The 24549-nt window shown below is 66.0% G+C and carries 26 protein-coding genes; 21 read left to right on the forward strand and 5 right to left on the reverse strand.

The annotated features are described in order from the left end of the window. Window positions 1–116: 116 nt before the first annotated feature. The 5 genes from ahpF (at window position 117) to QRM60_RS12860 (ending at window position 5275) form a co-directional block, all read left to right on the forward strand. Complete coding sequence (gene ahpF / locus QRM60_RS12840; protein WP_285446341.1) at window positions 117–1706, forward strand: alkyl hydroperoxide reductase subunit F; 1590 nt, start codon at window positions 117–119, stop codon at window positions 1704–1706. A gap of 90 nt (window positions 1707–1796) precedes the next feature. Further along, a complete protein-coding gene (locus QRM60_RS12845; protein WP_011036068.1) occupies window positions 1797–2738 on the forward strand; it encodes a LysR substrate-binding domain-containing protein in 942 nt (313 codons plus the stop codon). Window positions 2739–2966: 228 nt separating this feature from the next. Continuing rightward, window positions 2967–3398, forward strand: coding sequence for a nucleoside diphosphate kinase regulator (rnk, locus tag QRM60_RS12850; RefSeq protein WP_115555463.1), 432 nt, complete (start codon window positions 2967–2969; stop codon window positions 3396–3398). 62 nt (window positions 3399–3460) lie between these two features. Then, a complete protein-coding gene (locus QRM60_RS12855) occupies window positions 3461–4429 on the forward strand; it encodes a transaldolase (protein ID WP_076056428.1) in 969 nt (322 codons plus the stop codon). Between the two features lie 276 nt (window positions 4430–4705). After that, a complete protein-coding gene (locus QRM60_RS12860; protein ID WP_011036065.1) occupies window positions 4706–5275 on the forward strand; it encodes a type 1 glutamine amidotransferase family protein in 570 nt (189 codons plus the stop codon). A gap of 526 nt (window positions 5276–5801) precedes the next feature. Here QRM60_RS12860 and msrA read toward each other — a convergent pair. Both msrA and QRM60_RS12870 read right to left on the reverse strand, forming a co-directional pair. Beyond that, window positions 5802–6452, reverse strand: coding sequence for a peptide-methionine (S)-S-oxide reductase MsrA (msrA, locus tag QRM60_RS12865; protein WP_042596344.1), 651 nt, complete (start codon window positions 6450–6452; stop codon window positions 5802–5804). 83 nt (window positions 6453–6535) lie between these two features. After that, window positions 6536–7060 (reverse strand): calcium/calmodulin-dependent protein kinase type II, encoded by a 525-nt coding sequence (locus QRM60_RS12870; protein ID WP_076056430.1) that lies wholly within the window; start codon window positions 7058–7060, stop codon window positions 6536–6538. 124 nt (window positions 7061–7184) lie between these two features. Here QRM60_RS12870 and QRM60_RS12875 point away from each other — a divergent pair, with 124 nt between their 5' ends. Genes QRM60_RS12875 through QRM60_RS12885 form a run of 3 tightly spaced genes read left to right on the forward strand, consistent with a single transcriptional unit; the run spans window position 7185 to window position 10260 of the window. Next, window positions 7185–7892 carry a response regulator transcription factor gene (locus tag QRM60_RS12875; protein ID WP_115555462.1) on the forward strand — a complete coding sequence of 236 codons (708 nt, stop codon included), beginning with the start codon at window positions 7185–7187 and terminating at the stop codon, window positions 7890–7892. Further along, the gene (locus QRM60_RS12880; protein ID WP_043921622.1) at window positions 7889–9799 is read left to right on the forward strand and encodes an ATP-binding protein; all 1911 of its coding nucleotides are present in this window, start codon (window positions 7889–7891) and stop codon (window positions 9797–9799) included. Before QRM60_RS12875 ends, QRM60_RS12880 begins: the two co-directional genes overlap by 4 nt. Beyond that, on the forward strand, window positions 9796–10260 hold the full coding sequence (locus QRM60_RS12885; RefSeq protein WP_011036060.1) for a response regulator: 465 nt from the start codon (window positions 9796–9798) through the stop codon (window positions 10258–10260). Before QRM60_RS12880 ends, QRM60_RS12885 begins: the two co-directional genes overlap by 4 nt. 132 nt (window positions 10261–10392) lie before the next feature. Here the strand turns inward: QRM60_RS12885 and QRM60_RS12890 are convergent, their stop codons facing one another. After that, complete coding sequence (locus QRM60_RS12890; RefSeq protein WP_012439155.1) at window positions 10393–10623, reverse strand: DUF2007 domain-containing protein; 231 nt, start codon at window positions 10621–10623, stop codon at window positions 10393–10395. A 2-nt stretch (window positions 10624–10625) separates the two neighbouring features. Beyond that, on the reverse strand, window positions 10626–11267 hold the full coding sequence (locus tag QRM60_RS12895) for a glutathione S-transferase family protein (protein WP_103699476.1): 642 nt from the start codon (window positions 11265–11267) through the stop codon (window positions 10626–10628). 229 nt (window positions 11268–11496) lie between these two features. Between QRM60_RS12895 and QRM60_RS12900 the strand changes: the two genes are divergently transcribed. The 7 genes from QRM60_RS12900 (at window position 11497) to rlmM (ending at window position 17592) form a co-directional block, all read left to right on the forward strand. Next, window positions 11497–13236, forward strand: a complete 1740-nt coding sequence (locus QRM60_RS12900; RefSeq protein ID WP_285446342.1) for a glutamine--tRNA ligase/YqeY domain fusion protein — start codon at window positions 11497–11499, stop codon at window positions 13234–13236. 43 nt (window positions 13237–13279) lie between these two features. Next, a complete protein-coding gene (locus QRM60_RS12905) occupies window positions 13280–14020 on the forward strand; it encodes an AraC family transcriptional regulator (RefSeq protein ID WP_115555461.1) in 741 nt (246 codons plus the stop codon). Between the two features lie 125 nt (window positions 14021–14145). Continuing rightward, entirely contained in the window at window positions 14146–15075 is a 930-nt protein-coding gene (locus tag QRM60_RS12910; protein ID WP_115555460.1) for a DMT family transporter, read from the forward strand. A 58-nt stretch (window positions 15076–15133) separates the two neighbouring features. Next, window positions 15134–15496, forward strand: a complete 363-nt coding sequence (locus tag QRM60_RS12915; protein ID WP_238595354.1) for an STN domain-containing protein — start codon at window positions 15134–15136, stop codon at window positions 15494–15496. A gap of 72 nt (window positions 15497–15568) precedes the next feature. Further along, complete coding sequence (locus tag QRM60_RS12920) at window positions 15569–15967, forward strand: hypothetical protein (protein ID WP_042596354.1); 399 nt, start codon at window positions 15569–15571, stop codon at window positions 15965–15967. Continuing rightward, window positions 15967–16527: a nucleoside deaminase gene (locus QRM60_RS12925; protein WP_011036053.1), complete on the forward strand. Its 561-nt coding sequence runs from the start codon at window positions 15967–15969 to the stop codon at window positions 16525–16527. The genes QRM60_RS12920 and QRM60_RS12925 overlap by 1 nt, the downstream gene beginning before the upstream one ends. A 21-nt stretch (window positions 16528–16548) precedes the next feature. Continuing rightward, a complete protein-coding gene (gene rlmM / locus QRM60_RS12930; RefSeq protein ID WP_011036052.1) occupies window positions 16549–17592 on the forward strand; it encodes a 23S rRNA (cytidine(2498)-2'-O)-methyltransferase RlmM in 1044 nt (347 codons plus the stop codon). A gap of 269 nt (window positions 17593–17861) precedes the next feature. On the opposite strand, the gene QRM60_RS12935 is transcribed toward rlmM, so the two are convergent. After that, window positions 17862–18971: a Gfo/Idh/MocA family oxidoreductase gene (locus QRM60_RS12935; protein ID WP_285446343.1), complete on the reverse strand. Its 1110-nt coding sequence runs from the start codon at window positions 18969–18971 to the stop codon at window positions 17862–17864. Window positions 18972–19095: 124 nt separating this feature from the next. Between QRM60_RS12935 and QRM60_RS12940 the strand changes: the two genes are divergently transcribed. From QRM60_RS12940 to QRM60_RS12965, 6 genes are all read left to right on the forward strand, one after another. Continuing rightward, the gene (locus QRM60_RS12940) at window positions 19096–19998 is read left to right on the forward strand and encodes an SMP-30/gluconolactonase/LRE family protein (RefSeq protein ID WP_285446344.1); all 903 of its coding nucleotides are present in this window, start codon (window positions 19096–19098) and stop codon (window positions 19996–19998) included. An 81-nt stretch (window positions 19999–20079) separates the two neighbouring features. Then, window positions 20080–20802, forward strand: a complete 723-nt coding sequence (locus tag QRM60_RS12945; protein ID WP_040941735.1) for a hypothetical protein — start codon at window positions 20080–20082, stop codon at window positions 20800–20802. Window positions 20803–21036: 234 nt separating this feature from the next. Further along, window positions 21037–21432 carry an EF-hand domain-containing protein gene (locus tag QRM60_RS12950; protein ID WP_285446345.1) on the forward strand — a complete coding sequence of 132 codons (396 nt, stop codon included), beginning with the start codon at window positions 21037–21039 and terminating at the stop codon, window positions 21430–21432. Between the two features lie 144 nt (window positions 21433–21576). Further along, a complete protein-coding gene (locus QRM60_RS12955; protein ID WP_042596357.1) occupies window positions 21577–22047 on the forward strand; it encodes a MarR family transcriptional regulator in 471 nt (156 codons plus the stop codon). A gap of 33 nt (window positions 22048–22080) precedes the next feature. Beyond that, window positions 22081–22908, forward strand: coding sequence for a p-hydroxycinnamoyl CoA hydratase/lyase (locus QRM60_RS12960; protein ID WP_076039506.1), 828 nt, complete (start codon window positions 22081–22083; stop codon window positions 22906–22908). 86 nt (window positions 22909–22994) lie between these two features. Next, on the forward strand, window positions 22995–24464 hold the full coding sequence (locus QRM60_RS12965; RefSeq protein WP_103699467.1) for an aldehyde dehydrogenase: 1470 nt from the start codon (window positions 22995–22997) through the stop codon (window positions 24462–24464). The last annotated feature ends 85 nt before the right edge of the window (window positions 24465–24549 follow it).

Here is a 24549-nt window from a genome sequence, read left to right on the forward strand (position 1 = left end):
CCGCCAGCACGCACCCCGCCTTCGCGCCGGCTGCGGTTCATCCCCTTCCTCCCCAGGCGGCCTGCGCATGCGCAGCGACGCCATGCCCTCCCCTTGCCCATTCCCAGGAGTTTTCCATGTTGGATGCCAATCTCAAGACCCAGCTGACCGCCTACCTGGAACGGGTCACGCGGCCGATCCAGATCCATGCCTCGATCGACGACACCCCCAAGGCGCGCGAGATGCTCGAGCTGCTCGAGGATCTGGTGCTGCTCTCGGACAAGATCAGCCTGGACGTGCACCGCGACGACAATCAGCGCAAGCCCTCGTTCGCGCTGACCACGCCGGGCCAGGACATTTCGGTGCGCTTTGCCGGCCTGCCGATGGGGCACGAATTCACCTCGCTGGTGCTGGCGCTGCTGCAGGTTGGCGGCCACCCTTCCAAGGCCACTGCCGAGCTGATCGAGCAGGTGCAGCATCTGGATGGCGACTACCAGTTCGAAACCTATTTCTCGCTTTCGTGCCAGAACTGCCCGGACGTGGTGCAGGCGCTGAACCTGGCCGCGGTGCTGAACCCGCGCATCAAGCACGTGGCCATCGATGGCGCGCTGTTCCAGGACGAGGTGGAAACCCGCCAGATCATGTCGGTGCCCACCGTGTACTTGAACGGTGAACTGTTCGACCAGGGCCGCATGACGCTGGAGCAGATCGTCGCCAAGCTCGACACCAATGCCGCCAAGCGCGATGCCGCCAAGATCGCAGCCAAGGAGGCCTTCGACGTGTTGGTGGTCGGCGGTGGCCCGGCCGGCTCGGCAGCAGCGGTGTATGCCGCACGCAAGGGCATCCGCACCGGCGTGGCTGCAGAGCGTTTCGGTGGTCAGGTGCTGGACACCATGTCGATCGAAAACTTCATCTCGGTGCCGGAAACCGAAGGCCCGAAGATGGCTGCCGCGCTTGAGCAGCACGTGCGCCAGTACGACGTGGACATCATGAATCTGCAGCGTGCCGAGCAGCTGATCCCGGCCGGTGCCGATGGCCTGGTCGAAATCAAGCTGGCCAATGGCGCATCGCTCAGGAGCAAGACCGTGATCCTGTCCACCGGCGCGCGCTGGCGGCAGATGAATGTGCCAGGCGAAGACCAGTACAAGAACAAGGGCGTGGCCTACTGCCCGCATTGCGATGGCCCGCTGTTCAAGGGCAAGCGCGTGGCGGTGATCGGCGGCGGCAATTCGGGCGTGGAAGCGGCGATCGACCTGGCCGGCATCGTGGCGCATGTCACGCTGGTGGAATTCGACGACAAGCTGCGCGCCGACGAAGTGCTGCAACGCAAGCTGCGCAGCCTGCACAACGTGCGCATCATCACCAGCGCGCAGACCACCGAAGTGCTGGGCGATGGTCAGAAGGTCACTGGGCTGGTCTACAAGGACCGCACCGGTGGCGACACGCAGCACATCGAACTGGAAGGTGTGTTCGTGCAGATCGGCCTGCTGCCCAACACCGAGTTCCTGCGTGGCACGGTGGAGTTGTCCCCGCGCGGCGAGATCATCGTCGACGACCGCGGCCAGACCAATGTGCCGGGCGTGTTCGCGGCCGGCGATGCGACCACGGTGCCGTACAAGCAGATCGTGATTGCGATGGGCGAAGGTTCCAAAGCTGCACTGAGCGCGTTCGATTACCTGATCCGCTCCAGCGCACCGGTCAGCGCCGACGTGGCCCAGGCTGCGTAAGCGTGAGCTCAGCCAGTGCCCGGTCCGCCCGGGCGCTAAGCTGCGGTTGGTCCAGTCCGTTCCACGTCACAGCCACGAGGGCTGCTGCACATGAATCTGCGTGACCTGAAATACCTGGTAGCCCTGGCCGACCACAAGCACTTTGGCCGTGCCGCCACCGCCTGTTTCGTGAGCCAGCCCACCTTGTCCACCCAGATCAAGAAGCTGGAAGACGAGCTCGGTGTGCCGCTGGTCGAACGTGCGCCGCGCAAGGTGATGCTCACCCCGGCAGGCCGCGAAGCCGCCATGCGCGCGCGCAGCATCGTGGCCGAAGTGGAACAGATGAAGGAAGCCGCCCGCCGCAGCCAGGACCCGGAAGCGGGCACCGTGCGCCTGGGCATCTTCCCCACCCTGGCACCGTATCTGCTGCCGCATGTGGTGCCACGCATCCGCGAGCGGTTTCCGCGTCTGGAGCTGCTGCTGATCGAAGAAAAAAGCGACCAGCTCATCCATCAGTTGCGCGAAGGCCGCATGGACGCCGCACTGCTGGCCCTGCCCCTGCAGGACGAGCAGTTGCATGCCGAATTCCTGTTCGAAGAACCGTTCGTGCTGGCGGTGCCGGAAGGCCACCCGCTGTCGCGGCACGACAGCATGACGCTGGACGATCTCTCCGAGCAGCGCCTGTTGCTGCTCGAAGACGGCCATTGCCTGCGCGAACAGGCGCTGGACGTGTGCCATCTTGCCGGCGCACTGGAAAAGTCCGAATTCCAGGCCACCAGCCTGGAAACCCTGCGCCAGATGGTGGCGGCCAATGTGGGCGTCACCCTGCTGCCGATGCTGGCGGTCAAGCCGCCGGTGGCACGCTCGGAAAACATCCGCCTGATCCGCTTCCGCGAAGATAAGCAGCCCAACCGGCGCATCGCCATGGCGTGGCGGCGCAGCTCGGCAATGACGGCGTTCCTGGAGCAGCTCTCGCAGATCTTCAAGGAATTGCCGGACAGCCTGTTTACGCTGGACCAGCCGGCAAGCGGCCCGAAAGCTGTCGCCGCCTGAAGGCCGCGCACTGCCGCGGTCGCTTCACAACGCAATCTTGTCGACAATGGACGAAGGCGGCACGCAGGTGTCGCCTTTTGCTTGTCCACTCTTTACCGCTGATGCCGGCGCCTACTGGCAACGCGTGACCGGTGCGATGTGCCCGCCTGCATTGTGGTCACGCCGCGCCGCCCTCACCTGTTGTTGGAGGGCGCACCGTGCGTCCGCTGCCCTTGTCAGGAGATTGCCATGACCTCGCAACACCACAGCGGCTTGCCACCATCCATTCTGGTGTCCAGCCACGACCTTGCCCGCCTTGAAGCGATGCTCGAGTCTTCCGCGTTGAACAACCATCCGGCCGCCGCTGCGCTGGCCGACGAACTGGGCCGCGCACGCGTCGTGCCGCCCGACCAGATTCCCGGCGATGTCGTCACCATGCACTCACGCATCGAATGCGAAGACGAGCTGCATGGCGAACGTCACACGCTCACCCTCGTGTACCCGCACGAAGCCGATGTCCAACACAGCCGCATCTCGGTGCTGGCGCCGGTGGGCACCGCCTTGCTCGGCCTGTCGGTCGGCCAGTCCATCGATTGGCGCGCACCCGGCGGACGCGACCTGCGCTTGCGCGTGACCGCCGTGCACGACCAGCCCGAAGCGGCGGGCGACTTCCCTCGCTGAGCGCGCTAACGTAACGCGCTGCGTCCTATCCCCGACCCGTTCCACGATTCGAGAGAACCCGCATGACTGCATCCCCCTCCAAGCTTGCCCAACTGCGTGACCTGTCCGTTGTCGTTGCCGATACGGGCGACTACGACGCGATCAAGCGGCTCAAGCCGGTCGATTGCACCACCAATCCCACCCTGGTCAAGAAAGCGCTGGATCTGCCGGTGTATGCCGACCTGATCGAGCGCGAGCTGGCCTGGGGCCGCGCGCACGGTGGCGAAGACCGCAACAGCACCATCAACGAAGTAGCCGATCGCCTGACCGTCGGCGTGGGCACGATGTTGTCGGAACTGGTGCCCGGCCGCGTGTCCACCGAAGTGGACGCGGACCTGGCGCACGACACCCAGGCCACCATCGCCAAGGCACGCAAGTTCATCGCGATGTATGCCGAGCGTGGCGTGTCCAAGGACAAGATCCTGATCAAGATCGCCGCCACCTGGGAAGGCATCGAAGCCGCGCGCCAACTGCAGCAGGAAGGCATCGACTGCAACCTGACGCTGATCTTCAACCGCTCGCAGGCGCTGGCCTGTGCCGAGGCCGGTGTGTTCCTGATCTCGCCGTTTGTCGGCCGCATCTTGGATTTCTTTGTCGCCAAGGGCCAGACCCCGGCCAGCATCGACGAAGACCCGGGCGTGGTGTTCGTGCGCGGTGTCTACGACGAGTTCAAGCGCCGCGGTTCCTCCACTGTGGTGATGGGCGCCTCGTTCCGCTCCACTGCGCAGATCGAGGCGCTGGCCGGCTGCGACCGGCTGACCATCTCGCCGGACCTGCTGGAGAAGCTCGACGCCGACCACGGCGAACTGCCGCGCAAGCTGTCGCCGTTGAATGCGGACAACGCGGCCATCACGCCGATCAACAGCGACAGCTTCGCCACCGACTTGGCCGCTGACGACATGGCCACCGAGAAGCTGGCCAGCGGCATCGACACCTTCGCCAAGGACCTGGAGGCGCTGCGCAAGACCATCGCCGACAAGCTCGCTGGTTGATCGTTCCCGTTGTTGCGTCACTTCGAACGCCTGCGGCATCGCCCGCAGGCGTTTTTGTTTGTGGCATTAGCGATTGATTCGCAGCGCGCACAGACCGCCACCGACCGATGAGCTGCAGCCCAGCGCGATCTGCCACTGCCGCGTAAGCCTCCAGGCGCGTGCCGCCCCGGCGGCGCCGAAAGCCAGCAACCGGCGCGTTGCTGTTTCGACAACACGCTCACAACATCTGACGGGCCGCTGCCTAGAATCCGGATTCCTCAACGGACGAAACGGACAATGGCAAACATCGCAGTGGTGATGGTCGACGGTGTCGCCGACTGGGAAATCGGCGTGGTCCTGCCTGCGGCACGCGAGTGGTTTGGCGACCAGGTCGCCATCGCCAGCATCGACGGACAGCCGGTGCACTCGATCGGCGGCTTGCGCATCACGCCGGAATTTGCGCTCTCGGATCTGGCACCGCTGGACGCCGATCTGTGGATCCTGCCAGGCAGCGAACGCTGGCAAGCCGGCGAGATCCCCGGGCTGAGCGGCGTGCTGTGCGAACGCGTGCAACAGCAGCGCCCGATTGCGGCCATCTGCGGAGCCACCATCGCACTGGCGTATGCGGGTCTGCTCGACGAGCGGCCGCACACCAGCAATTCGCTGGCGTTCTTGCAGGAGCACGTGGTGCCGTACGCCGGCGCTGCGCATTACCGGCACGAGAAAGTGGTCAGCGCCGACGGCGTGATCACCGCACCCGGCACCAGCCCGGTGGGGTTTGCGGTGACCTGCATGCGCACCCTGCATCCGGAGCGCACCGAGCTGTTGGCACAACTGCGCGGCATGTTCTCGGGCGAATTCGTCTAGACGTAGTGGCTATTGGCGTTACAAGACACGCCCTTCTGCGATATGCCGGCACCGAGTTTGTGGGTCGGCTCGCCAATCAGCGAGCACTGCGCCTTACCCACGGCTGGAGAGGTTTCGTACCACGCGTGTGCGAAATGTGCGCACCGAGTGGTGGCATGCCAGAAAGCCGTGGAAACGCAGTTGCTGCTCGTGTGCTGGAGACTTGCCAGCACGTCGCACTCAAGCTGCCGCGACTACCACTCAATGGCGTTACCGACCTCTGCGTCCACGCGCCCGACGCCGGTGCGTGACGCATGCGCCTTGCAGGCGGCCTCATACACCAGCACACAACCAGCCGTCCGCACCGGCGGTCGGCCACCGCAACTGACACATAAAAAGATGGCCACGCCGTCTCCGGCGCAGCCATTGCAAGTTGCCTGGCATGCACTCCCATGCGCTGCCTGATCGTGAAAACGCTGCCGGTCACTATGGCCATCGGCACGCCACGATCACATGGCAGCGCTTGGATCCGGCCTCGCCTTTCCGCTCAGGCATCCAGCCCGATCGGGCAGCTCACTCCCGTTCCGCCAAGCCCGCAATAGCCATTGGGGTGCTTGGCGAGATACTGCTGGTGATCGTCTTCGGCGTAATAGAACGTGGGCGCCGGGTAACGGATCTCCGTGGTGATGTCGCCATAACCGGCTGCGGTCAATTGCTGCTGGTAGGCATCGCGGCTGGCAATGGCCGCGTCGTATTGCGCTTGCGTGCTGCAGTAGATCGCCGAGCGGTATTGCGTACCGACATCGTTGCCCTGCTGCATGCCCTGGGTTGGATCGTGGCTTTCCCAGAACGTGCGCAGCAATTGTTCGAACGACACCGCCTGCGCGTCGTACACCACCAGCACCGCCTCGGTGTGGCCGGTCTGCCCTGAGCAGACTTCCGAATACGTCGCGTTCGGTGTTTCGCCGCCGGCGTAACCCACCGCCGTGGTGTAGACCCCAGGCACGTTCCAGAACTTTCGTTCCGCGCCCCAGAAGCAGCCGAGCCCGAATTGCACCTGGGCCAGGCCGGTGAACTCACCACGCAACGGGTGGCCGTTGATCAGGTGCGTGTTGTGCAGGGGCAACGCCTGGGTACGTCCCGGTAGTGCTTCGCCGGGCCGTGGCATGCGTTGTTTGAAGGCGCCGATTCCCAACATGGTGCAACTCCCGCGTGTTTGAGGGTTGCCTGCTGGATGGCGCCAGTGGGAGCGGCTTTCAAGCCGCTCCCGGCGATTGCACCTCACTTCGCCTTGGTGACCGCAGCGGTGGCGGTGGCGGTATCCACTTCCGGCATGGCCGAGCTGTGGTGGTTGATGATCAGCCACTTGCCGTCGCGCTTTTCGTACACGAACGTGTAGCGGGCCTGCACATCGCTCTTCTTGCCGCTCTTGTCGGTGAGCGTGAAGGTGTACACACCCGCGTCCACCGCGCTGTCGTCATCGAGCAGGCGCACGGTGCGGTAGTTGATGACGCCCTTCGGCTTTTTGGTCAGGAACATCTCGAAGTAGTTTTCGATCTGCTCGCGCGAGGCACGTACTTCGTTGGAGACCGTCGGCAGCAGCACGCCGTCCGGGGCGTACAGGTCGGCCACCTTGTGCGGGTTGCCGGTGGCCAGGGCCGCGTTCCAGGTGTCGAACAGCGCAGCCACTTCGCGCGCTTCGCCATCGGCGGGCAGCGCGGCCTTGTCGGTGTAGTGCATCACGCCGCCAGCCAGCGCCGGGGTGGCAGCCAGAGCCAGAACCAGAGAGAACAGGGTGCGACGCATGGGGTATCTCCGTTGAGTGATGGGGGTTGCCTCAGTGGGCGAGCCCAGTATCGAAATCCAGCGAGCCCAACAATTCTGCCGAGTGGCATATACTCAAATATGCTGATCGGCCTAGAGCTCGGACATGGAAACCCCAACCAATGCAGGCGATTGGCGCCAGGCATTACGTCGCGACGCCTCCGACAGCGCACGCTGGCAGGCGCTGCAGGAGGCCAGCGCGGCGCTGCGCAGCGCCAGTACGCCCGAACAGGCTTGCGATGCGGTGCTGGGCCGCGTGCTGTTGCTGCTGGGGCTGGAAGATGGCGCGGTGCTGGCGCAGCGCGGGCCACGCGCGCAGGTGTTTGCCAGCAGGGGCCGCGCCCTGCCGCCCGGCGCCAGCGCCCCTGGTGACAGCCATGAAGCCGCCTGGCTGATGCCGCCCCGCCCGGCCGAAACGCGTGATGCAAGGCTGCCGATCCAGCTGCTCGGCACCACCCTGGGCATGGTGTGCGTGGCCTGGAACGACGGCCGCCTGGCGCCGGGCAGCGACGACCTGCAGGCCCTGCAGGCATTTGCGCTGCTGTTGCCGGCGATGGTCGCCGAGCCGGCCAAGCCACTCGCAACGCGGCGGCGCAAAGCGGTGCAGGACGACCGCCTAAGTGCCCTGAGCAAGCGCGAAAAACAGGTGCTGTCGCTGCTGCCGCGCGGGCTCACCAACGCGACGCTGGCAGCTGAACTGGGGATTTCTCCCGGCACGGTCAAAGTGCACGTCGAGCGAATCCTGCAGAAACTTGAGGTAAAAGATCGCACCCAGGCCGCGGTGTACGCGGTCCACGCAGGACTTGCGCAATGAACGCTCTGGCGGTGCGATGGAACGATTGGCCGATCACCCGCAAGAGCCTGGCGGTGGTCACCCTGCCGCTGCTGCTGCTGGCGGTGGCCCTGATGGCGATCTACAGCGTGGAGCGGCAGAACATCGCCGCCGAAAACGATGTGCGGCAGACCCTGGAAGTGCTGAGCGATCTGTACGAAGCGCACGCGCTGCTGGCCGAAACCGCCGCCGGTGTGCGCGGGTATCGGCTGGTGCGCCGGGATGAATTCCTCACCCCGTACCGCGACGCGGAGCCGCGCTTGCAACGCGTGGCCGAGCGGCTGTCGCAACGCATTACCGACCCGGTGCAGGCGCAGCGTTTCGCGCGCATCAAGCCGTTGTTCGCCGAAAAGATGCAGGGCTGGCGCCGTCTGCTTGCGCCGGATCTGAGCCGCGAGGAAGAGATCCGCCAGCTCTGGGACGGCAAGTACAAGCTCGACATCCTGCGCGCTGAATTACGCGAACTGCGCAATTACGAAACCGCGCAATTGCAGGTGCGCACCGCCAAGGCGCAGGGGCTGCGCCAGCGCAATCTCATCATCACCCTGAGCGCGGCGATGCTCGGCGGCCTGGGCGCGGTGTTCGCGGTGGCGTGGTTCGCCTCGGCCTTGTCCGGGCGCCTGCGCACGCTGGCGGCCAATGCCGACCGGCTCGGCGAAGGGCTGCCGCTGGCTGCGCAGCCGCGTGCCGGCGATGAACTCGGGCAGGTCGGCCAACGCCTGGCACAGGCCAGCGAACTGCTGGCCGCACGCGCCAATGAAGCACAACTGGCCCGCCGCGAGGCCGAGACCGCCAACCGCGCGAAGACCGAATTCCTCTCGCGCAGCAGCCATGAACTGCGTACCCCGCTCAACGCGATCCTGGGCTATGCGCAGGTGCTGGAGATGGATTTGCCCGAGCCGGGCCACCGCCGTCACCTGCAGCACATCCTGGGCGCCGGCCGGCATCTGCTCGGCCTGATCACCGAGCTGCTGGACATCGCCCGCATCGAAGCCGATCAACTGGACCTCAGCCCCGAACCAATCGCGGTGCGCGCTGCCGTGCACGAGGCGCTGGGCCTGATCGCGCCGGATGCCGACAAGCACGGCATCAGCCTGCAGCCGCCCGCCATCGATGGCCCCTGGACGGTGCGCGCGGACGCGCAGCGCCTGCGCCAGGTGCTGCTCAATCTGTTGTCGAATGCGGTCAAGTTCAATCGCACCGGCGGCCAGGTGCAGGTGAGCGCGCAGCCGGATGGCGATCAGGTGCGCATCGTGGTCGCCGACCAGGGCGCAGGGCTCACGGCGGCGCAGATCGAACGGCTGTTCACCCCGTTCGAGCGGCTGGGCGCGGAACGCTCGGCCGTGGAAGGCACCGGGCTGGGGCTGGCGTTGAGCAAGCGCCTGATCGAGGCCATGGGTGGACAGATCGGCGTGGACAGCAGCCGTGACGGCGCGCGTTTCTGGATTTCCCTGCCGCAAGGCGAGCCGCAGAGCGCCGAACCTGCACGCACGCTGCTGCCGCCCAGCAACGCCGGCAGCGGTGTCTGCCGCCTGCTGAGCATCGAAGACAATCCCTCCAACCAGGCGCTGATCCGCACGCTCACCGAGCGGCGGCCGCAGTGGCAGTTGCTGGAAGCGGCCAGCCTGGCGCAGGCACGTGCGCTGCTGCAGCACGAGGTGCCGGACCTGATCCTGCTCGACCTGCACCTGAGCGATGGCAATGGCGAAGAACTGCTGCGCGACCTGCAGGCGCAACCGGCCACTGCCGCGGTGCCGGTGGTGGTGATCAGCGCCGACGCGACCTCTGCCACGCTGGCGCGCGTGGGTAACCAGGGCGTGCGTGCCTATCTGACCAAACCGCTCGATGTGGCGGAATTCTTCACCGTGATCGACAGGCTACTGGCATGACACGCGACGACATCCTCGCCTCCCGCATCCTCATCGTCGACGACGAGCCGGCCAATGTGCGGCTGCTCGAAGACCTGCTGCAACGCGAAGGCTTCCAGCAGGTGGTCGCCACCACCGACCCGCAACGGGTCATGGGCCTGGTGTCGGCATTCGCGCCGGACCTGATCCTGCTGGATCTGAAGATGCCGGAACTGGACGGCTATGCGTTGCTGGAGCAGCTGGCGCGCCTGTCCGACCCGGGGCAGTTCCTGCCGGTGATCGTGCTCACCGCAGACCCCAGCCGCAGCGCCCGCCATCGCGCGCTCGGGTTGGGTGCCAAGGACTTCCTGACCAAGCCGTTGGACACCTTCGAGGTGGCCTTGCGGGTCTGGAACGTGGCTGAAACCACGGTGTTGTTCAAACGCCTGCGGGCACTGGCTTCGCCCGATGCCGCGCCGCCGGGCTGGCGTCAGCCGGAGTAATCGTGCCCCTATTCTTGCGTGCGCGACCGTCGTCGAAGCGCACCTGGGCGCGACCGGCGTTGCCTGGAAACCTCATCGCGCCCGGGTGCATGTCTACGCGCAGCACAGACAAACGCAGGGGGCCGCGCACCGCTACAGCGCGCGCGTGACCTCGCCACACAGGCCGATCTCGGCCAGCACCGCCTGCGCCTGGCTCAGATGCATGTCTGCCACGCAGACCTGCAACACGCCGAAGGCCGGCAGTTCGCCTGCGCCGCCCAGCAGCGATTCGCCGAACACGAAGGCGGTGATGCCGGCATCTTCCAGCGCGTGCTTGGCCAGATGGGCGTCGATGATGTGGCTGGCTCGATAGGCGATCTGCATGCTCAGCCGCGCCCCAGCCGTTCGCGTTCGGCATCCAGCTTCCACTCGCGCAGTGCCGGCAGGCTGTCGAGCGCGGCCAGATAGTCGCCGGCGGCTTCGAACAGCGGCACACCGTAGCTGGCAAAGCGCAGTGCCACCGGCGCGAACATCGCATCGACGATGCCGAAGTCGCCGCACAGGAACGCACCACCCTGCCCGTGTTCGGCACGCAGGCTGGCCCACAGCGCCTGGATGCGCGCGATGTCGCGCTCGGCGGCGGCATCCCAGTGGGCGGGCGCGGGCACACGCGCCAGATCCATCGGCAGCTGGCTGCGCAGCGCGGCAAAGCCACCGTGCATTTCGGCGGCGGCGGCGCGGGCCTGCGCGCGCACTGCCGGGTCGGCCGGCCAGCCGCGGCCGTCAAGCCAGCGCTCGTTGACGTATTCGCAGATCGCCAGCGAATCCCACACATGCAGCGTGCCATCCCACAGCACCGGCACCAGCCGGGTCGGGGAATAGCCGGCAATGCGGGCCTGGAATTCGGGCGTGTTCAACGGCAAGGCGACTTCTTCGAACGGCACCTGGAAATGCCGCAGCAACAGCCACGGCCGCAACGACCAGGAGGACAGGGTCTTGTCGCCGATCACCAGGCGGGGCAGTGACATTGCGCAGCTCGCTCGAAGGAGTGCGCGCAGCGTACGCGTCGGGCGCGACGCCGGCCAGCGGCCGATGGCAGGCCCCATGAACCGGTTGCGCGCCGGCCCTGGCCGCCGCAGGTTCCAGTGCGCTCTGGCACTGCCCCGCACGTGCCACCGGGCCGCCACGTGCGCCGCGCCTACCCCTAAACCGGTGCCACCGCCTAAACTTGCGGTTTATCCGATACCGATGCCCCGCATGTCCGAGATTCCAGCCACCGACGCCACCGCCCCGGCGGAGAAGAAAGACTTCATCCGCCAGATCGTTCGCGAGGACCTGGCCAGCGGCAAGCACACGGCCATCCGCACCCGCTTCCCGCCCGAGCCCAATGGCTACCTGCATATCGGCCATGCCAAGGCGATCTGCCTGGACTTCGGTCTGGCGGCCGAGTTCGGCGGGCTGTGCAACCTGCGCCTGGACGACACCAACCCGGCCAAGGAAGACCCCGAGTTCGTGGTCGCCATCCAGGACGACGTGCGCTGGCTGGGCTTTGAGTGGGCGCAGTTGCGGCATGCCTCCGATTACTTCGAGGTGTACTACCTGGCGGCGGAAAAGCTGATCCGCGACGGCCATGCGTTCGTCTGCGACCTCTCGGCCGAGCAGGTGCGCGAATACCGCGGCACGCTGACCGAGCCGGGCCGCAACTCGCCATTCCGCGAGCGCAGCGTTGACGAAAACCTGGACCTGTTCCGGCGCATGCGGGCCGGCGAATTCCCCGATGGCGCGCGCACGCTGCGCGCCAAGATCGACATGGCCAGCGGCAACATCAACCTGCGCGACCCGGCGCTGTACCGCATCAAGCACGTCGAACACCAGAACACCGGCAACGCCTGGCCGATCTACCCGATGTACGACTTCGCGCATTCGCTGGGCGATGCGGTGGAAGGCATCACCCATTCGCTGTGCACGCTGGAATTTGAAGACCACCGCCCGTTGTACGACTGGTGCGTGGACAAGGTGGACCTGAGCGGCCATCCCGAGCTGCTGGCGCCGCTGCTGGGCAAGGGCTACCCGAAGGAAGCCGCCAAGCCGCGCCAGATCGAGTTCTCGCGCCTGAACATCAACTACACGGTGATGAGCAAGCGCAAGCTCACCGCGCTGGTGGAAGAACAGCTGGTGGACGGCTGGGACGACCCGCGCATGTACACGCTGCAGGGCCTGCGCCGGCGCGGCTATACGCCGGCGGCGATGCGCCTGTTTGTGGACCGCGTGGGCATCAGCAAGCAGAACTCGGTGATCGATTTCTCGGTGCTGGAAGGCTGCCTGCGCGAAGACCTGGACGCGGCCGCCGCGCGGCGCATGGCAGTCATCGACCCGCTCAAGCTGGTGCTGACCAACCTGCCCGAGGGCCACACCGAGACACTGCAGTTTTCCAATCACCCCAAGGACGAGAGCTTCGGCACGCGTGAGGTGCCGTTTGCGCGCGAGCTGTGGATCGAGCGCGAGGATTTTGCCGAAGTGCCGCCCAAGGGCTGGAAGCGGCTGGTGCCGGGTGGCGAAATCCGTCTGCGCGGCGCGGGCATTGCGCGCGTGGATGAAGTGATCAAGGACGCCGCCGGGCAGATCGTCGAGCTGCACGGCTGGCTGGATCCGGAATCGCGCCCGGGCATGATCGGTTCCAACCGCAAGGTTAAGGGCACCATCCATTGGGTCAGCGCCGTCCATGCGGTGGAGGCGGAAATCCGCCTGTACGACCGTCTGTTCTCGGTAGAAAAGCCCGACGACGAGTCCGAAGGCAAAACCTACCGCGACTACCTCAACCCCGAGTCCAAGCGCAGCGTGCGCGGCTATGTGGAGCCGTCGGCGGCGCAGGCCGCACCCGAGCAGGCGTTCCAGTTCGAACGCACCGGCTATTTCGTGGCCGACCGCCGCGACCACAGTGACGCCACGCCGGTGTTCAACCGCAGCGTGACCCTGCGCGACACCTGGGCCAAGTGAGGCTCCGCCGCGCCGCTGCTCGCAACGGCGCGGCCCTGCTGCAATGAGCGATGGCGCCCTGCACCTGCGCCGGTACGGGCGTGACGGGTATCGCCACCGCCACGCCCATGTGCAGGTGGTGCTGCCGATTCGCGGCACGTTGGAGATCGAGGTCGGTGGACGCGGCGGGCGCGTCGATCACCGGCAGGCGGTGGTCATTGCACCGCACACCGATCACGATCAGACCGCGCACGACGACAACCGTTTTCTGATCCTGGAATGCAGCGTCGCTGACGTGGGCGCCCATCGCGTGGAGCAACTGCAACAGCGGCCATTTGTGGCCACCACGCCGCGCCTGCTGGCCATTGCCAACTTCATCGACCAGCACTGCCGCACGCGCGATGCCGTGCCCGCCCTGCTGCGTCGCCATTGTCTGCCTCCGCTGCTGCAGTCCCTGCGCGGCGACCCTGCACCACTGCAGCGCCTGCAGCAGCTGTGCGACACGATCACCGCAACACACGCCGAGCCCTGGCCGGTGCAGCGCATGGCCGCGTACCTGGGCGTGGGCGCAAGCCGCGTACACGCGCTGTTTCGCGACACCTTCGAACAAACGCCGCAGCAATGGCTGGGCGCGCTGCGCCTGCAGCGCGTCTGCCTGCAGCTGGCGCATACCGATCTGCCGATCGCGCAGTTGGCACTGGCGCATGGCTGGTCGGACCAGACCGCACTGACGCGTGCGATGCGCCGCACCCTGGGCATGACGCCGGCGGCGTATCGACGTCAGCCCCATGCCGGCACGCGCTGAGCGGCATGCCGTGGGCGGTGTGATCCCCGCATACAGCGGCTACCAGGCTGAACGCTGCACAAGAGCCCGGGTCAAGCCGCCCCTTCACACACGCGGCATGCTGCACGCCTGGAAGGAGGCGTGCGATGCGTGAGCGGCTGATGGCAGGCGTGGCCAGTGGCATGGGCGCCGGCGCGTTGTGGGGGTTGGTGTTTTTGGCACCACAGTTGCTGGCGGCGTTTTCGCCGTTGCAACTGGCGTTGTCGCGCTACCTGGCGTATGGCGCAGTGGCCGCATTGGTGCTGGCGCCGCGCGCGCGGCGCACCGCCGCCCGGCTGGGCCGCACCGAGTGGTGGGCGCTGGTGCGCCTGAGCCTGCTGGGCAACCTGATCTACTACGTGCTGCTCGGCAGCGCCGTGCAATGGGCCGGTGGTGCGGCCACCGCGCTGATCATCGGCCTGCTGCCGGTGGTGGTCACGGTGATCGGCACGCGCGCCGCCGGTGCGGTGGGATTACGGCGCCTGGCCGCGCCGTGCGCGCTGTGCGTGGCAGGCGTGGCGCTGGTGGCCGTGGACACCTTGCAGCGCGACGGCAGCGCGCAGGCGTCGGATCTGGGCACCCGTGTGGCCGGGCTGTTGTGCGCGGTGGGCGCACTGATCAGCTGGTCGGTGTATTCCATCGGCAATGCTCGCTGGCTGCGACGCCGCGCCGACCTGTCCAGCCAGGACTGGTCGCTGCTGACCGGCGTGGTCACCGGGGCACTGGCGCTGCTATTGGCCCCGCTCACATTGCTCAATACCACCGCGCATGCGCCGCTCGACTGGGCACGCTTCTGGGCCATTGCACTGGTGCTGGCGGTGCTCGCCTCGGTGATCGGCAACGGCCTGTGGAACCGCGCCAGCCGGCTGCTGCCGCTGACCCTGGTCGGCCAGATGATCGTCTTCGAAACGGTGTTCGCGCTGCTGTACGGCTTTGCCTGGGAAGCGCGCCTGCCCACCGGGCTGGAGCTGGCCGCCATCGCCTGCCTGCTGGTGGGCGTGCTGTGGTGCGCAGCGCTGCATGGCGAAACGAACTGACTCACCGCCGGCACCACACCAGGTGCCTACCCTGCGGCATTGACCGCACGGAATGCCCATGCATATTTCCCCATCTCTACGCTGCGCGTTGGCTTGCCTGATGCTTGGCCTGGGCGCCTGCACAGCCCAGCCCGCTGGCCCACAGGCGAGCACGCCGCCCAGCGGCCCCTGCGATATGGTCGCAGTGCCGCCGAACTACGACATCCCGCCGGCACGGATGGACGAAACCATGCAGCAGCTGGCCCACGCCACCCGCTGCGCGATTCAGTTTTCCCCGCCCACCGACCGCTCCTTCGATGCAGTGCCGGTCAATGCGGTGCACGGCCAGGTGAGCATCCGCCAGGCAGTGCGCCAGGCCATCGCCGGCACCGGGATCGTGGTCCAGCAAGAAACCGCCGATTCGATCACGCTGAGCCGCTGACCGGCCACAGCGGCGTGCTGCGTGGGCAGGAGGGCTACCATGGCAGTCCTCCGCCCCTTGCAGGACGCCCGCATGCCCCGTCCCCATTCCTGGCTCCTGAGCACCGTGCTGCTGATCGCACAGGCCTTGCTGATTGGCTGTGTTGCTCCCGCGCCCACCGAAGCGGCCACACCGCCCGCATCGGCCTCACCCATCAAGCGCATCCAGGTCAACACCACCTGCCGCACCGATGCCGATTGCACGGTGAAAGACGTGGGCAACTGTTGCGGCGCGTTTCCCGCATGCGTCAACGTCAATAGCGCCACCGACCCCAAGGGCGTGCTGGCGCAATGTCAGGCCAGCGGCACGATGAGTGTGTGCGGCTTCCGCGAGATCAGTGCCTGCCAGTGCGTTTCCGGCCAATGTGCCGCAAGCGATGCACAGACCGATACACTGCGCCGCCCCGATTCCTCTCCTGCACCGGTCCAGTGATGCTCTACGCGCAAGTTCACCTCACCCTGCCCGCCTGGATCCACGACCATGTGGACGCCAGCCGCGCCTATCCTGGCGACGCCGAGAAAGTGGCGCTGGCGATCGATCTGTCGCGAATGAACGTGGAAGCACGCAGCGGCGGGCCCTTCGGCGCAGTGGTGTTCGGGCCCGACGACCGCATCATCGCCGCGGCGGTGAACCGCGTGGTGCCACAGAACACTTCGCTGGCACATGCGGAAAACATGGCCTACATGCTGGCCCAGCAGCGCCTGCAGACGCCGCGGTTGAACGACGTGCTGTCGCCGGTGACCCTGGCCACCTCTGCGCAGCCGTGCTGCCAGTGCTACGGCGCCACCGTGTGGGCCGGCATCGACCGCCTGCTGATCGGCGCGCGCGCCGAAGACGTAATGGCGTTGACCGAATTCGACGAAGGCCCGCTGCCGGCCGACTGGGTGGGCGAACTGACCCGTCGCGGTATCGAGGTGGTGCGCGATGTGCAGCGCGAACAGGCTTGCGCGGTGCTGCGCAGCTATGGAGAGGGTGGCGGTGATCATTATTGACCTCCCACGGCAGGCACTGCGATGAGCGGGCTGCTGTGCTATTGCCGGCAGGGCTTCGAGCCGGAACTGGCCGCCGAACTCAGCGCCCGCGCAGCGTTTGTCGGCATTGCCGGCTATGCGCGCACGCAGCGTAACGATGGCTATGTGCTGTTTGTCTGCGACGAGGCCGCGCAGCTGGCCGCCAGGCTGCAGTGGCGCGAGCTGATCTTCGCGCGCCAGAAACTGGTGGTGCTCGCCGAACTCAAAGGCCTCGATCCCAAGGACCGCATCACCCCGATCCTGGCGGCGCTGGACGGCCAACCGCGCTTTGGCGATCTGTGGGTGGAGCATCCGGATTCGGATGCCGGCAAACCACTGGCCGGCCTGGCCCGCAGCTTCGGGAATGCGTTGCGTCCGGCGCTGCGCAAGGCCGGCCTGCTGACCGACAAACCACAAGCGCGCCTGCCGCGCCTGCACATCTGTTTCCTGGATGGCGACCACGCACTGCTGGCAGTGGCCGACAGCAGCGACAGCGCGCCCTGGCCGCTCGGCATTCCGCGCCTGAAATTGCTGCCGGAGGCGCCATCGCGCTCGGCACTCAAGCTCGACGAAGCACTGCTCACGCTGCTGACCCCGGAAGAACGCGAACAGCTGGTCAAACCCGGCATGCGCGCCGCCGATCTGGGCGCCGCACCGGGCGGCTGGACCTGGGTGCTCACCCGCCAGCACGTGCATGTCACCAGTGTCGACAACGGCCCGCTGCGCGAGCACGTGCTGGCCACCGGCCTGGTCGAACATCTGCGCGCCGATGGCTTTCACTGGAAGCCCGCGCAACCGCTGGACTGGATGGTCTGCGACATGGTCGAGCAGCCACGCCGCGTGGCCGAACGCATGGCCACCTGGGTGCGCGAAGGCTGGTGCCGCCACACCATCTTCAATCTCAAGTTGCCAATGAAAAAGCGCTGGGACGAGACCCGGCTGTGCCTGGACCTGTTCGAGCAGCAAGCCGAGAAATCACTGACGGTGCGAGCCAAGCAGCTCTATCACGATCGTGAGGAAATCACGGTGCTGGCGATGCGGGGCTAGGAGCGTGGATTGGGGAATCGGGATTGGGGAATCGTAAGAGCGGGGATTGGTGGCGTTATTGCTACTCGCTGGCGAGCACTCGCTGACTAGGCGCGACGGTTCACTCGCGCGCAGTTGATATTTTTTGGCAGGCGGTCGCGCTTTCGGTCACCGCCTGCTAGTGCTGCCACATGCTTATTCGCACTGCATGCATCGCTGCAGGCTGGTTTGCGCCAGCCTGCTCGCTTGATTTAAGCGGCCGCTCCGTCGACCAAAAGAGCGGGCTGCGGTTACAGCATGATGCGCTTGCTGCCCTCGCGCGCAGAGCGGTAGATCGCATCCACGATGCGGATGTCGCGCAGACCTTCTTCGCCCGGTGCACGTAGCGGCGTGCCGTTGAGGATGGCCAAGGCATCTTCATCCATCTGCAGTGCCTGCTGGTGCGGCACCTTGGCGTCGAACACGCGGCCATCGCTGGCCTTGCCGGTGACACCCTGATAGGCCTGAAACGGCGACAACTCGTACCAGCCACGTTCGCACTCTGCACGCAGCACATTCATGTTGGCCCCGAAGCTGGTCTTGCATGCAGCACGCACGGAATTGTGGAATTCCAGCGTGAAATCCATATGCTCGTCGACTTCGTCGAACAGCTCCGGGCGATCGGTCCAGCGCTTGGCGGTCACGGCCACCGGCTCGGCACCCACCGTATAGCGCGCGGCATTGAGCGGGTACACGCCCATGTCGTACATCGCGCCGCCACCGAATTGCGAACGCAGGCGCCACGGCCGGTCAGCCTTGGTCGCATCGTGATAGCCGTTGTAGCCGGCTTCGGCACGCACGCGCTGCATGGCTCCAAACGGCTTCTCGCTGGCCATCGCAATCAGGCGCCGTGTGTTGGGCTCGTGCTGCATGCGATAGCCGATGGTCAACGCCACCTTGTTGCGTTTGCATGCAGCGATCATCGCCTCGCATTCGCCTGCGTTCATCGCCATCGGCTTTTCGCACCACACGTGCTTGCCGGCCGCGGCCGCGCGCAATGTCAGCGGCGCATGCAGATGGGTGGGCGTGACGATGTAGACCACGTCGATGTCGCCGTTATCGGCGATCTGGTCGAAATTCTCGTAGTTGTAGACGTTGCGATCGGGAATCTTGTACTTGGATTGCCACTGCGGAATCTTCGTGGGCGTACCGGTCACGATGCCGGCGAGCCTGCAGTGCTTGGTCAAGGCCAGGCCCGGTGCGAGCTGTTCGCTGGCATAACTGCCCAGCCCGGCAAGCGCGACATTGAGCGGTTTTCCAGGCGCTTTTTTCGGCAATGCCCAGGCAGGTGCACCGAGCAGGATGCCTGCACCGCCGAAGGCGGCAAGCAAGCGGCGACGCGTTACGGATTCCACAGACATGCAAACCTCCCTCGCAAGACTAGGCCAATACTGCTTGCGCACCTTACTTGATCGGCGGCGATCACCGCCATGGTTGCAACGCACGTTCTGGCACACTGCGGCGCACCCTCTCGGAGCCTGTCGCATGATCGCTGCCGCCTGTGTTCGCTTGTTGCCGTTTGCGCTTGTCTTGTCCAGTTCGCTCGCCATCGCGGCCGATGCGCCCTTCGTTGCACACGACCTGATCGGCGATGGGGCCTTTACGAGCAATGCAGAGGGCCCGGCCGCCGGGCCGGACGGTGCGATCTATGCAGTAAATCTCGACAAGGACGGCACCATCGGCCGCATCACGCTGCACGCCGATGGCAGTGCCAAGGCCGAGGTCTTCCTGACCTTGCCCGAAGGCAGCCGCGGCAATGGCATCCGTTTCCGCGATGGCGCGATGTTCGTGGCCGACACGCTTGGCCGCAAGATCCTGCGCGTGGATCTGCGCACGCGCGCGGTGAGCACGTTCGCCGCGCTGCCCGCCTCCAACGGCCCCAACGATCTTGCGCTCGCCCCCGATGGCAGCTTCTACACCAGCGATCCCAACTGGACCGACAACAGCGGCCGCCTGTGGCAGGTCAGCCGCGATGGCGCCGTGCAACTGCTCGAAGACGGCATGACCACGCCCAATGGCCTGGATGTGAGCCCGGATGGCAAGCACCTGTACGTCAACGAGAGCATGGCGCGCAAGGTGTGGGTCTATGACCGCGTGGACGGCGGCCTGCGCAACAAGCGCGTATTGATCGAATTCCCCGATTTCGGCCTGGACGGCATGCGCTGCGATGCCGACGGCAATCTCTACATCGGCCGCTACGACGCCGGGCAGATCGCGGTGGTGTCGCCGCAGGGAAAGCTGATGCGCACTATCGCGCTCAAGGGCCGCAAGGCCAGCAACGTGGCGTTTGGCGGCACCGACGGCAAGCAGGTGTTCGTCACGCTGCAGGACCGCGGCGCAGTTGAAACGTTCAGGTCCGACCGCCCGGGCCGCGAAACCGGACGCTGAAACTGCTGCGCACGTCGCAGCGGTTCTCAGGCCACGCAACGGCGTCCTGGCATGCTGCAAGTCACCTGTGGAGGACTCCTCATGCAACCGATCGAACTGAAGGACGCGGCCGCCTTTGGCAGCGAATTCCTGCGCCTGACCTTGCTGCAAGGCTTCCAATCGCTCACCAAGCGCGATCTGGAATTGTTGATCTTCGTGTTGCTGGAACGCGACGGCGCGATCTCCCGCAACAGCTCCAATGCCGCCGTCGCACTGCAGCTGCGGGTGACCTCGGCCAAGGTGAAGGCCCTGCGTCGCGATGGCTACGCACGCTGGCGCGCGTTGGTGCCCGAAGAAGGCGACGCGGCCATGCAGCGCATCGTGGCCAACGTACTCACCGAAGACAATCTGCGCTCGGGCGCAAAACATGTCAGCGAACGCAGCCGCAAGGAAGGGTTTCTGGCCGTGCGCATCGAACACCCCGATGATGCGCAGCAGTTCGAGCAGGCCATCCTGGATGTCGGCGCGCTGCCGGTGTACGAGCGCAATCGTGAAGTGGTGGCGGTGCGCTTCGACACGCTGTTGAAGATCGCCGAACGCTGGGGCTATCTGCAGCCCGACCCGCAGGCCACCGTGCGCGAACTGCAAAAGCTCACGCCTACCGCCGAAGAAGTGTCCGACCTGCTGAAGAAGGACATCACGCAGGTGCGCTGGGAAGATGTGCGGCGCGCGCTCAACAGCCTGGGAGCCAAGGCCGTGGCCAGTACCGCCGAAGGCGGCCTGAAAGGCTTGCTGAAGATTGTCTTCCCCTTCATTCCTGGTTGAGTGCACGTACAGCGTTGCAGGTCCGCACGATCCTGTAACGTCGATGCGTTGGTCGGCGGTTCTTCGTTGCGACAACCAGGCACCACCGCATGGCTGCACACGCTCAACACGCATGCGGATGCCGCGTCCACCACAGGAATACAGCGCGCCTGACGACTGGCCGCACCAGGAATGGCTCGCAGCCGCCCGCCATCGGCGCTAGGCTTGCGGGCTGTTCCACATCAGGGGGATCTGATGACCACGCTCCGTACCGTTACCTTTTCGTTGCTGCTGCTCGCAAGCGGCACTGCCTGGAGCCAGCAGGCGCCCACGCCCGCCAGCAGCATGCCGTTGATCGATGTGCCCAGCGCCATCCGTACCCAGCCGCTGGCCAGCGGCGAAGTGACCCACCAGGCGCAGCTGGAGCGCCCGCGTGGCGAATCCAGCGTGATCGTGCGCTCCATTCAGCCCACCAGCGTGGTGGGCAGTTACCGCATCGATTTCCAGGCGATGGACACCGATGGCGACGGCCGCATCAGCCGCGCCGAGGCGCAGGCCAACCCGGCACTGGCCGATGAATTCGACGCACTCGATACGCGCCACAGCGGCGCCCTCAGCCGCGAACAGCTGGCCGGCTGGCTGATCCAGTAACTGCCCACGCTCCTTGCGCAGCGGGCCGTGCGCGCCGCCGCACGGCCACGCGCACAGTCGTTCATGCGGCGGCCGTCTTTGCCTATTGCAGGGTCCGCTTGGGTCGGCTAGATTGTATTTAATGGATACAATCTGGACGCCCCGATGACCGCTCGCCTGGCCCTTGCTGCCGACCTTGGCTATCAACTGCAACTGGCTGCCCTGGCTTCCGGACATGCCGCGCGGCAAGAACTGGCCGAACTGCATCTCACCCCGGCGCGGGTCACTGCACTGATCCACATCCGCGACCAACCCGGTTGCGATCAGACCGAACTTGGCCAACGCCTGCTGGTCAATCGCGCCGCCGGCATGAAGATCGCCAACGCGCTCGCCGAGCAGGGCCTGATCGAACGTCTTGCTGGCCGTGACCGGCGCAGCAAGGGGCTCTACCTCACGCCGATGGGCGAACAGACGCTTGTGACCGCGCAGGGCTGCCTGGCGCGCGCCACCGAACGCACCTGCAGCGATCTGCAGGCTGGCGAACGCCAGACCCTGTTGCGCCTGCTGTGCAAATTGAACGCCAGCACTGTCCTGCAACCGGCAGACGCCGAAGACGCGCTGGCCGAATCACTCTGACCCGCTACATCCCTCACTGCTAGGAGAGGCCGCTTGAACGAGCATGACGTGGTATCGGTGCATGTGGAAAACCGCATTGCGTGGGTAAAGTTTGCGCGGCCGGACAAGCGCAACGCGATGAGCCCGGCGCTCAATCGCCGCATGCTGGACGTGCTGGACGAGCTGGAATTCGACGACAACGTCGGCGTGCTGGTGCTCGGCGGCGAAGGCACCGCGTGGTCGGCCGGCATGGACCTGAAGGAATACTTTCGCGAGACCGAAGCACAAGGCCTGCGCGGGGTGCGCCGTTCGCAACGCGAATCCTATGGCTGGTTCCGCCGGCTGCGCTGGTATCAAAAACCCACCATCGCCATGGTCAACGGGTGGTGTTTCGGCGGCGGCTTCGGCCCGTTGTTCGCCTGCGACCTGGCCATCGCCGCCGACGAGGCGCAATTCGGCCTGTCGGAAATCAACTGGGGCATCCTGCCCGGCGGCGGCGTCACCAAGGTGGCGGTGGAATTGCTCTCCATGCGAGATGCAATGTGGATGACGCTCACCGGCGAACTGGTCGACGGCAAGAAGGCCGCCGAATGGCGCCTGGTCAACGAAAGCGTGCCGCTGGAACGGCTGGAAGCACGCACGCGCGAAGTGGCCGAGTTGCTGCTCAAGAAAAACCCGGTGGCACTGAAATATGCCAAGGACGCCGTGCGTCGCGTCGGCACCATGACTTACGACGAGGCCGAAGACTATCTGGTGCGCATGCAGGAAGCGGCCAACTCGTTCGACAACAACGCGCGCAAGGAAGGCATCCGTCAGTTCATCGACGAAAAGCGTTACAAGCCCGGTCTGGGCGCGTACGAGCCGGACGCCGGCACCAACTGAGCAACGCCTTCGGCGCGTGAGCGGCCCGTGCAACGCACGTGCCGCCCATCGCTGCCGCCAGTGGTTTTCTGCACCGAGGAGGGAGTATGGAAGCCTTAGCCGCGACCCTGCGTGGCATCGCCGCGCGTGGACCGTTGGGACTGTTCATCGATGGCCAGTGGCGCGCCAGCACCGGCAGCCAGACGCTGGATGTCATCGCGCCGCACACCGAAGAACGCCTGCTGCGCTACACCGAACCATCGCATGCTGACACCGAGGCCGCGGTTGCCGCGGCGCGCAGAGCCTTCGATAGTGGCCCCTGGCCGCAGCTGCCGCCGCCAGAACGCGGCGCCGCGCTCAAGCGCATTGCCGAGCATTTGCGGGCGCGCATGCCAGAACTGGCAGATGCATGGACTGCGCAGGTCGGCGCCACTATCGGTTTCAGTCGGCGCGCCTCCAAGCAGGCGCCGGATCTGTTCGACTATTACGGCGACCTGATCACCACCCACCCGTTCGTCGAGCCACGCACGCGCTCCAGCGGCGGGCGCGTGCATGTGGTGCAGGAACCGGTCGGCGTGGTCGTCGCCATCACGCCGTGGAATGCGCCGTTGGTGCTGCTCTGCTACAAGGTCGCCGCCGCGCTGGCGGCCGGCTGCACGGTGGTTGCCAAGCCGTCTCCGGAAACGCCGATCGATGCCTATATTCTGGCCGAATGCATCAGCGCCGCCGGGCTGCCGGATGGCGTGTTCAATCTGCTACCGGCCGGGCGCGAGGTGGGTGAACAGCTGATCCGGCACCCTTCGGTGGACAAGGTGAGCTTCACCGGCTCCACCCAGGCAGGGCGATCGATCGGTGTGGCCTGCGCTGAGCGGCTGGCGCGCGTCGGGCTGGAGCTGGGCGGCAAGTCGGCGGCGATCGTGCTGGAAGATGCCGACATCGAGAAAGTGCTGCCCAGTCTGGTGCCCTACTCGATGCCGATCACCGGCCAGGTGTGTTTCGCGCTCACCCGCGTACTGGTCCCCGCGCATCGGCGCGAGGCCATCCTGCAAGCGTATTGCTCGGCACTGGCCACGCTCAAACTCGGCGACCCGTTTGCCGCCGACACGGGCATGGGCCCGCTGGCACTCGGCCGCCAGTTGGAACGTGTGCAAGGCTACATCGCCCAGGGCAGCGCCGAAGGCGCAAAGCTGGTCATGGGCGGTGGGCGGCCAGCGCACTTGCCACGCGGTTTCTTTCTTGAGCCGACCGTGTTTGCAGGTGTGACGCCGGAGATGACCATTGCCCGCGAAGAAATCTTCGGCCCCGTCGTGAGTTTTATCGACTATCACAACGAAGAAGATCTGATCGCCAAGGTCAACGCCAGCGATTACGGCCTGCATGGCACCGTCTATAGTGACGATCCCGAGCGCGCCTACGCGATTGCACGACGCGTGCGGAGCGGCAGCCATTCGATCAACGGCATGTGGGTGGATATCGAGATGCCCTTCGGTGGCGTCAAACACTCCGGTATCGGACGCGAAGGTGGCATCGAAGGCCTACACGGGTTTCTCGAAACCAAAACCATCTATCTCGGCTAATACCGTTTAACGCAGTCAACAGCGTGCAACACCGATCACGTTGCCAACATGCGCAACGCGCTGCGCCATGCGTCGCGTTGCGCTC

It is taken from the genome of Xanthomonas sp. fls2-241-TYG-148 (genome assembly GCF_030208815.1).
Classification (GTDB): Bacteria; Pseudomonadota; Gammaproteobacteria; order Xanthomonadales; family Xanthomonadaceae; genus Xanthomonas; species Xanthomonas campestris.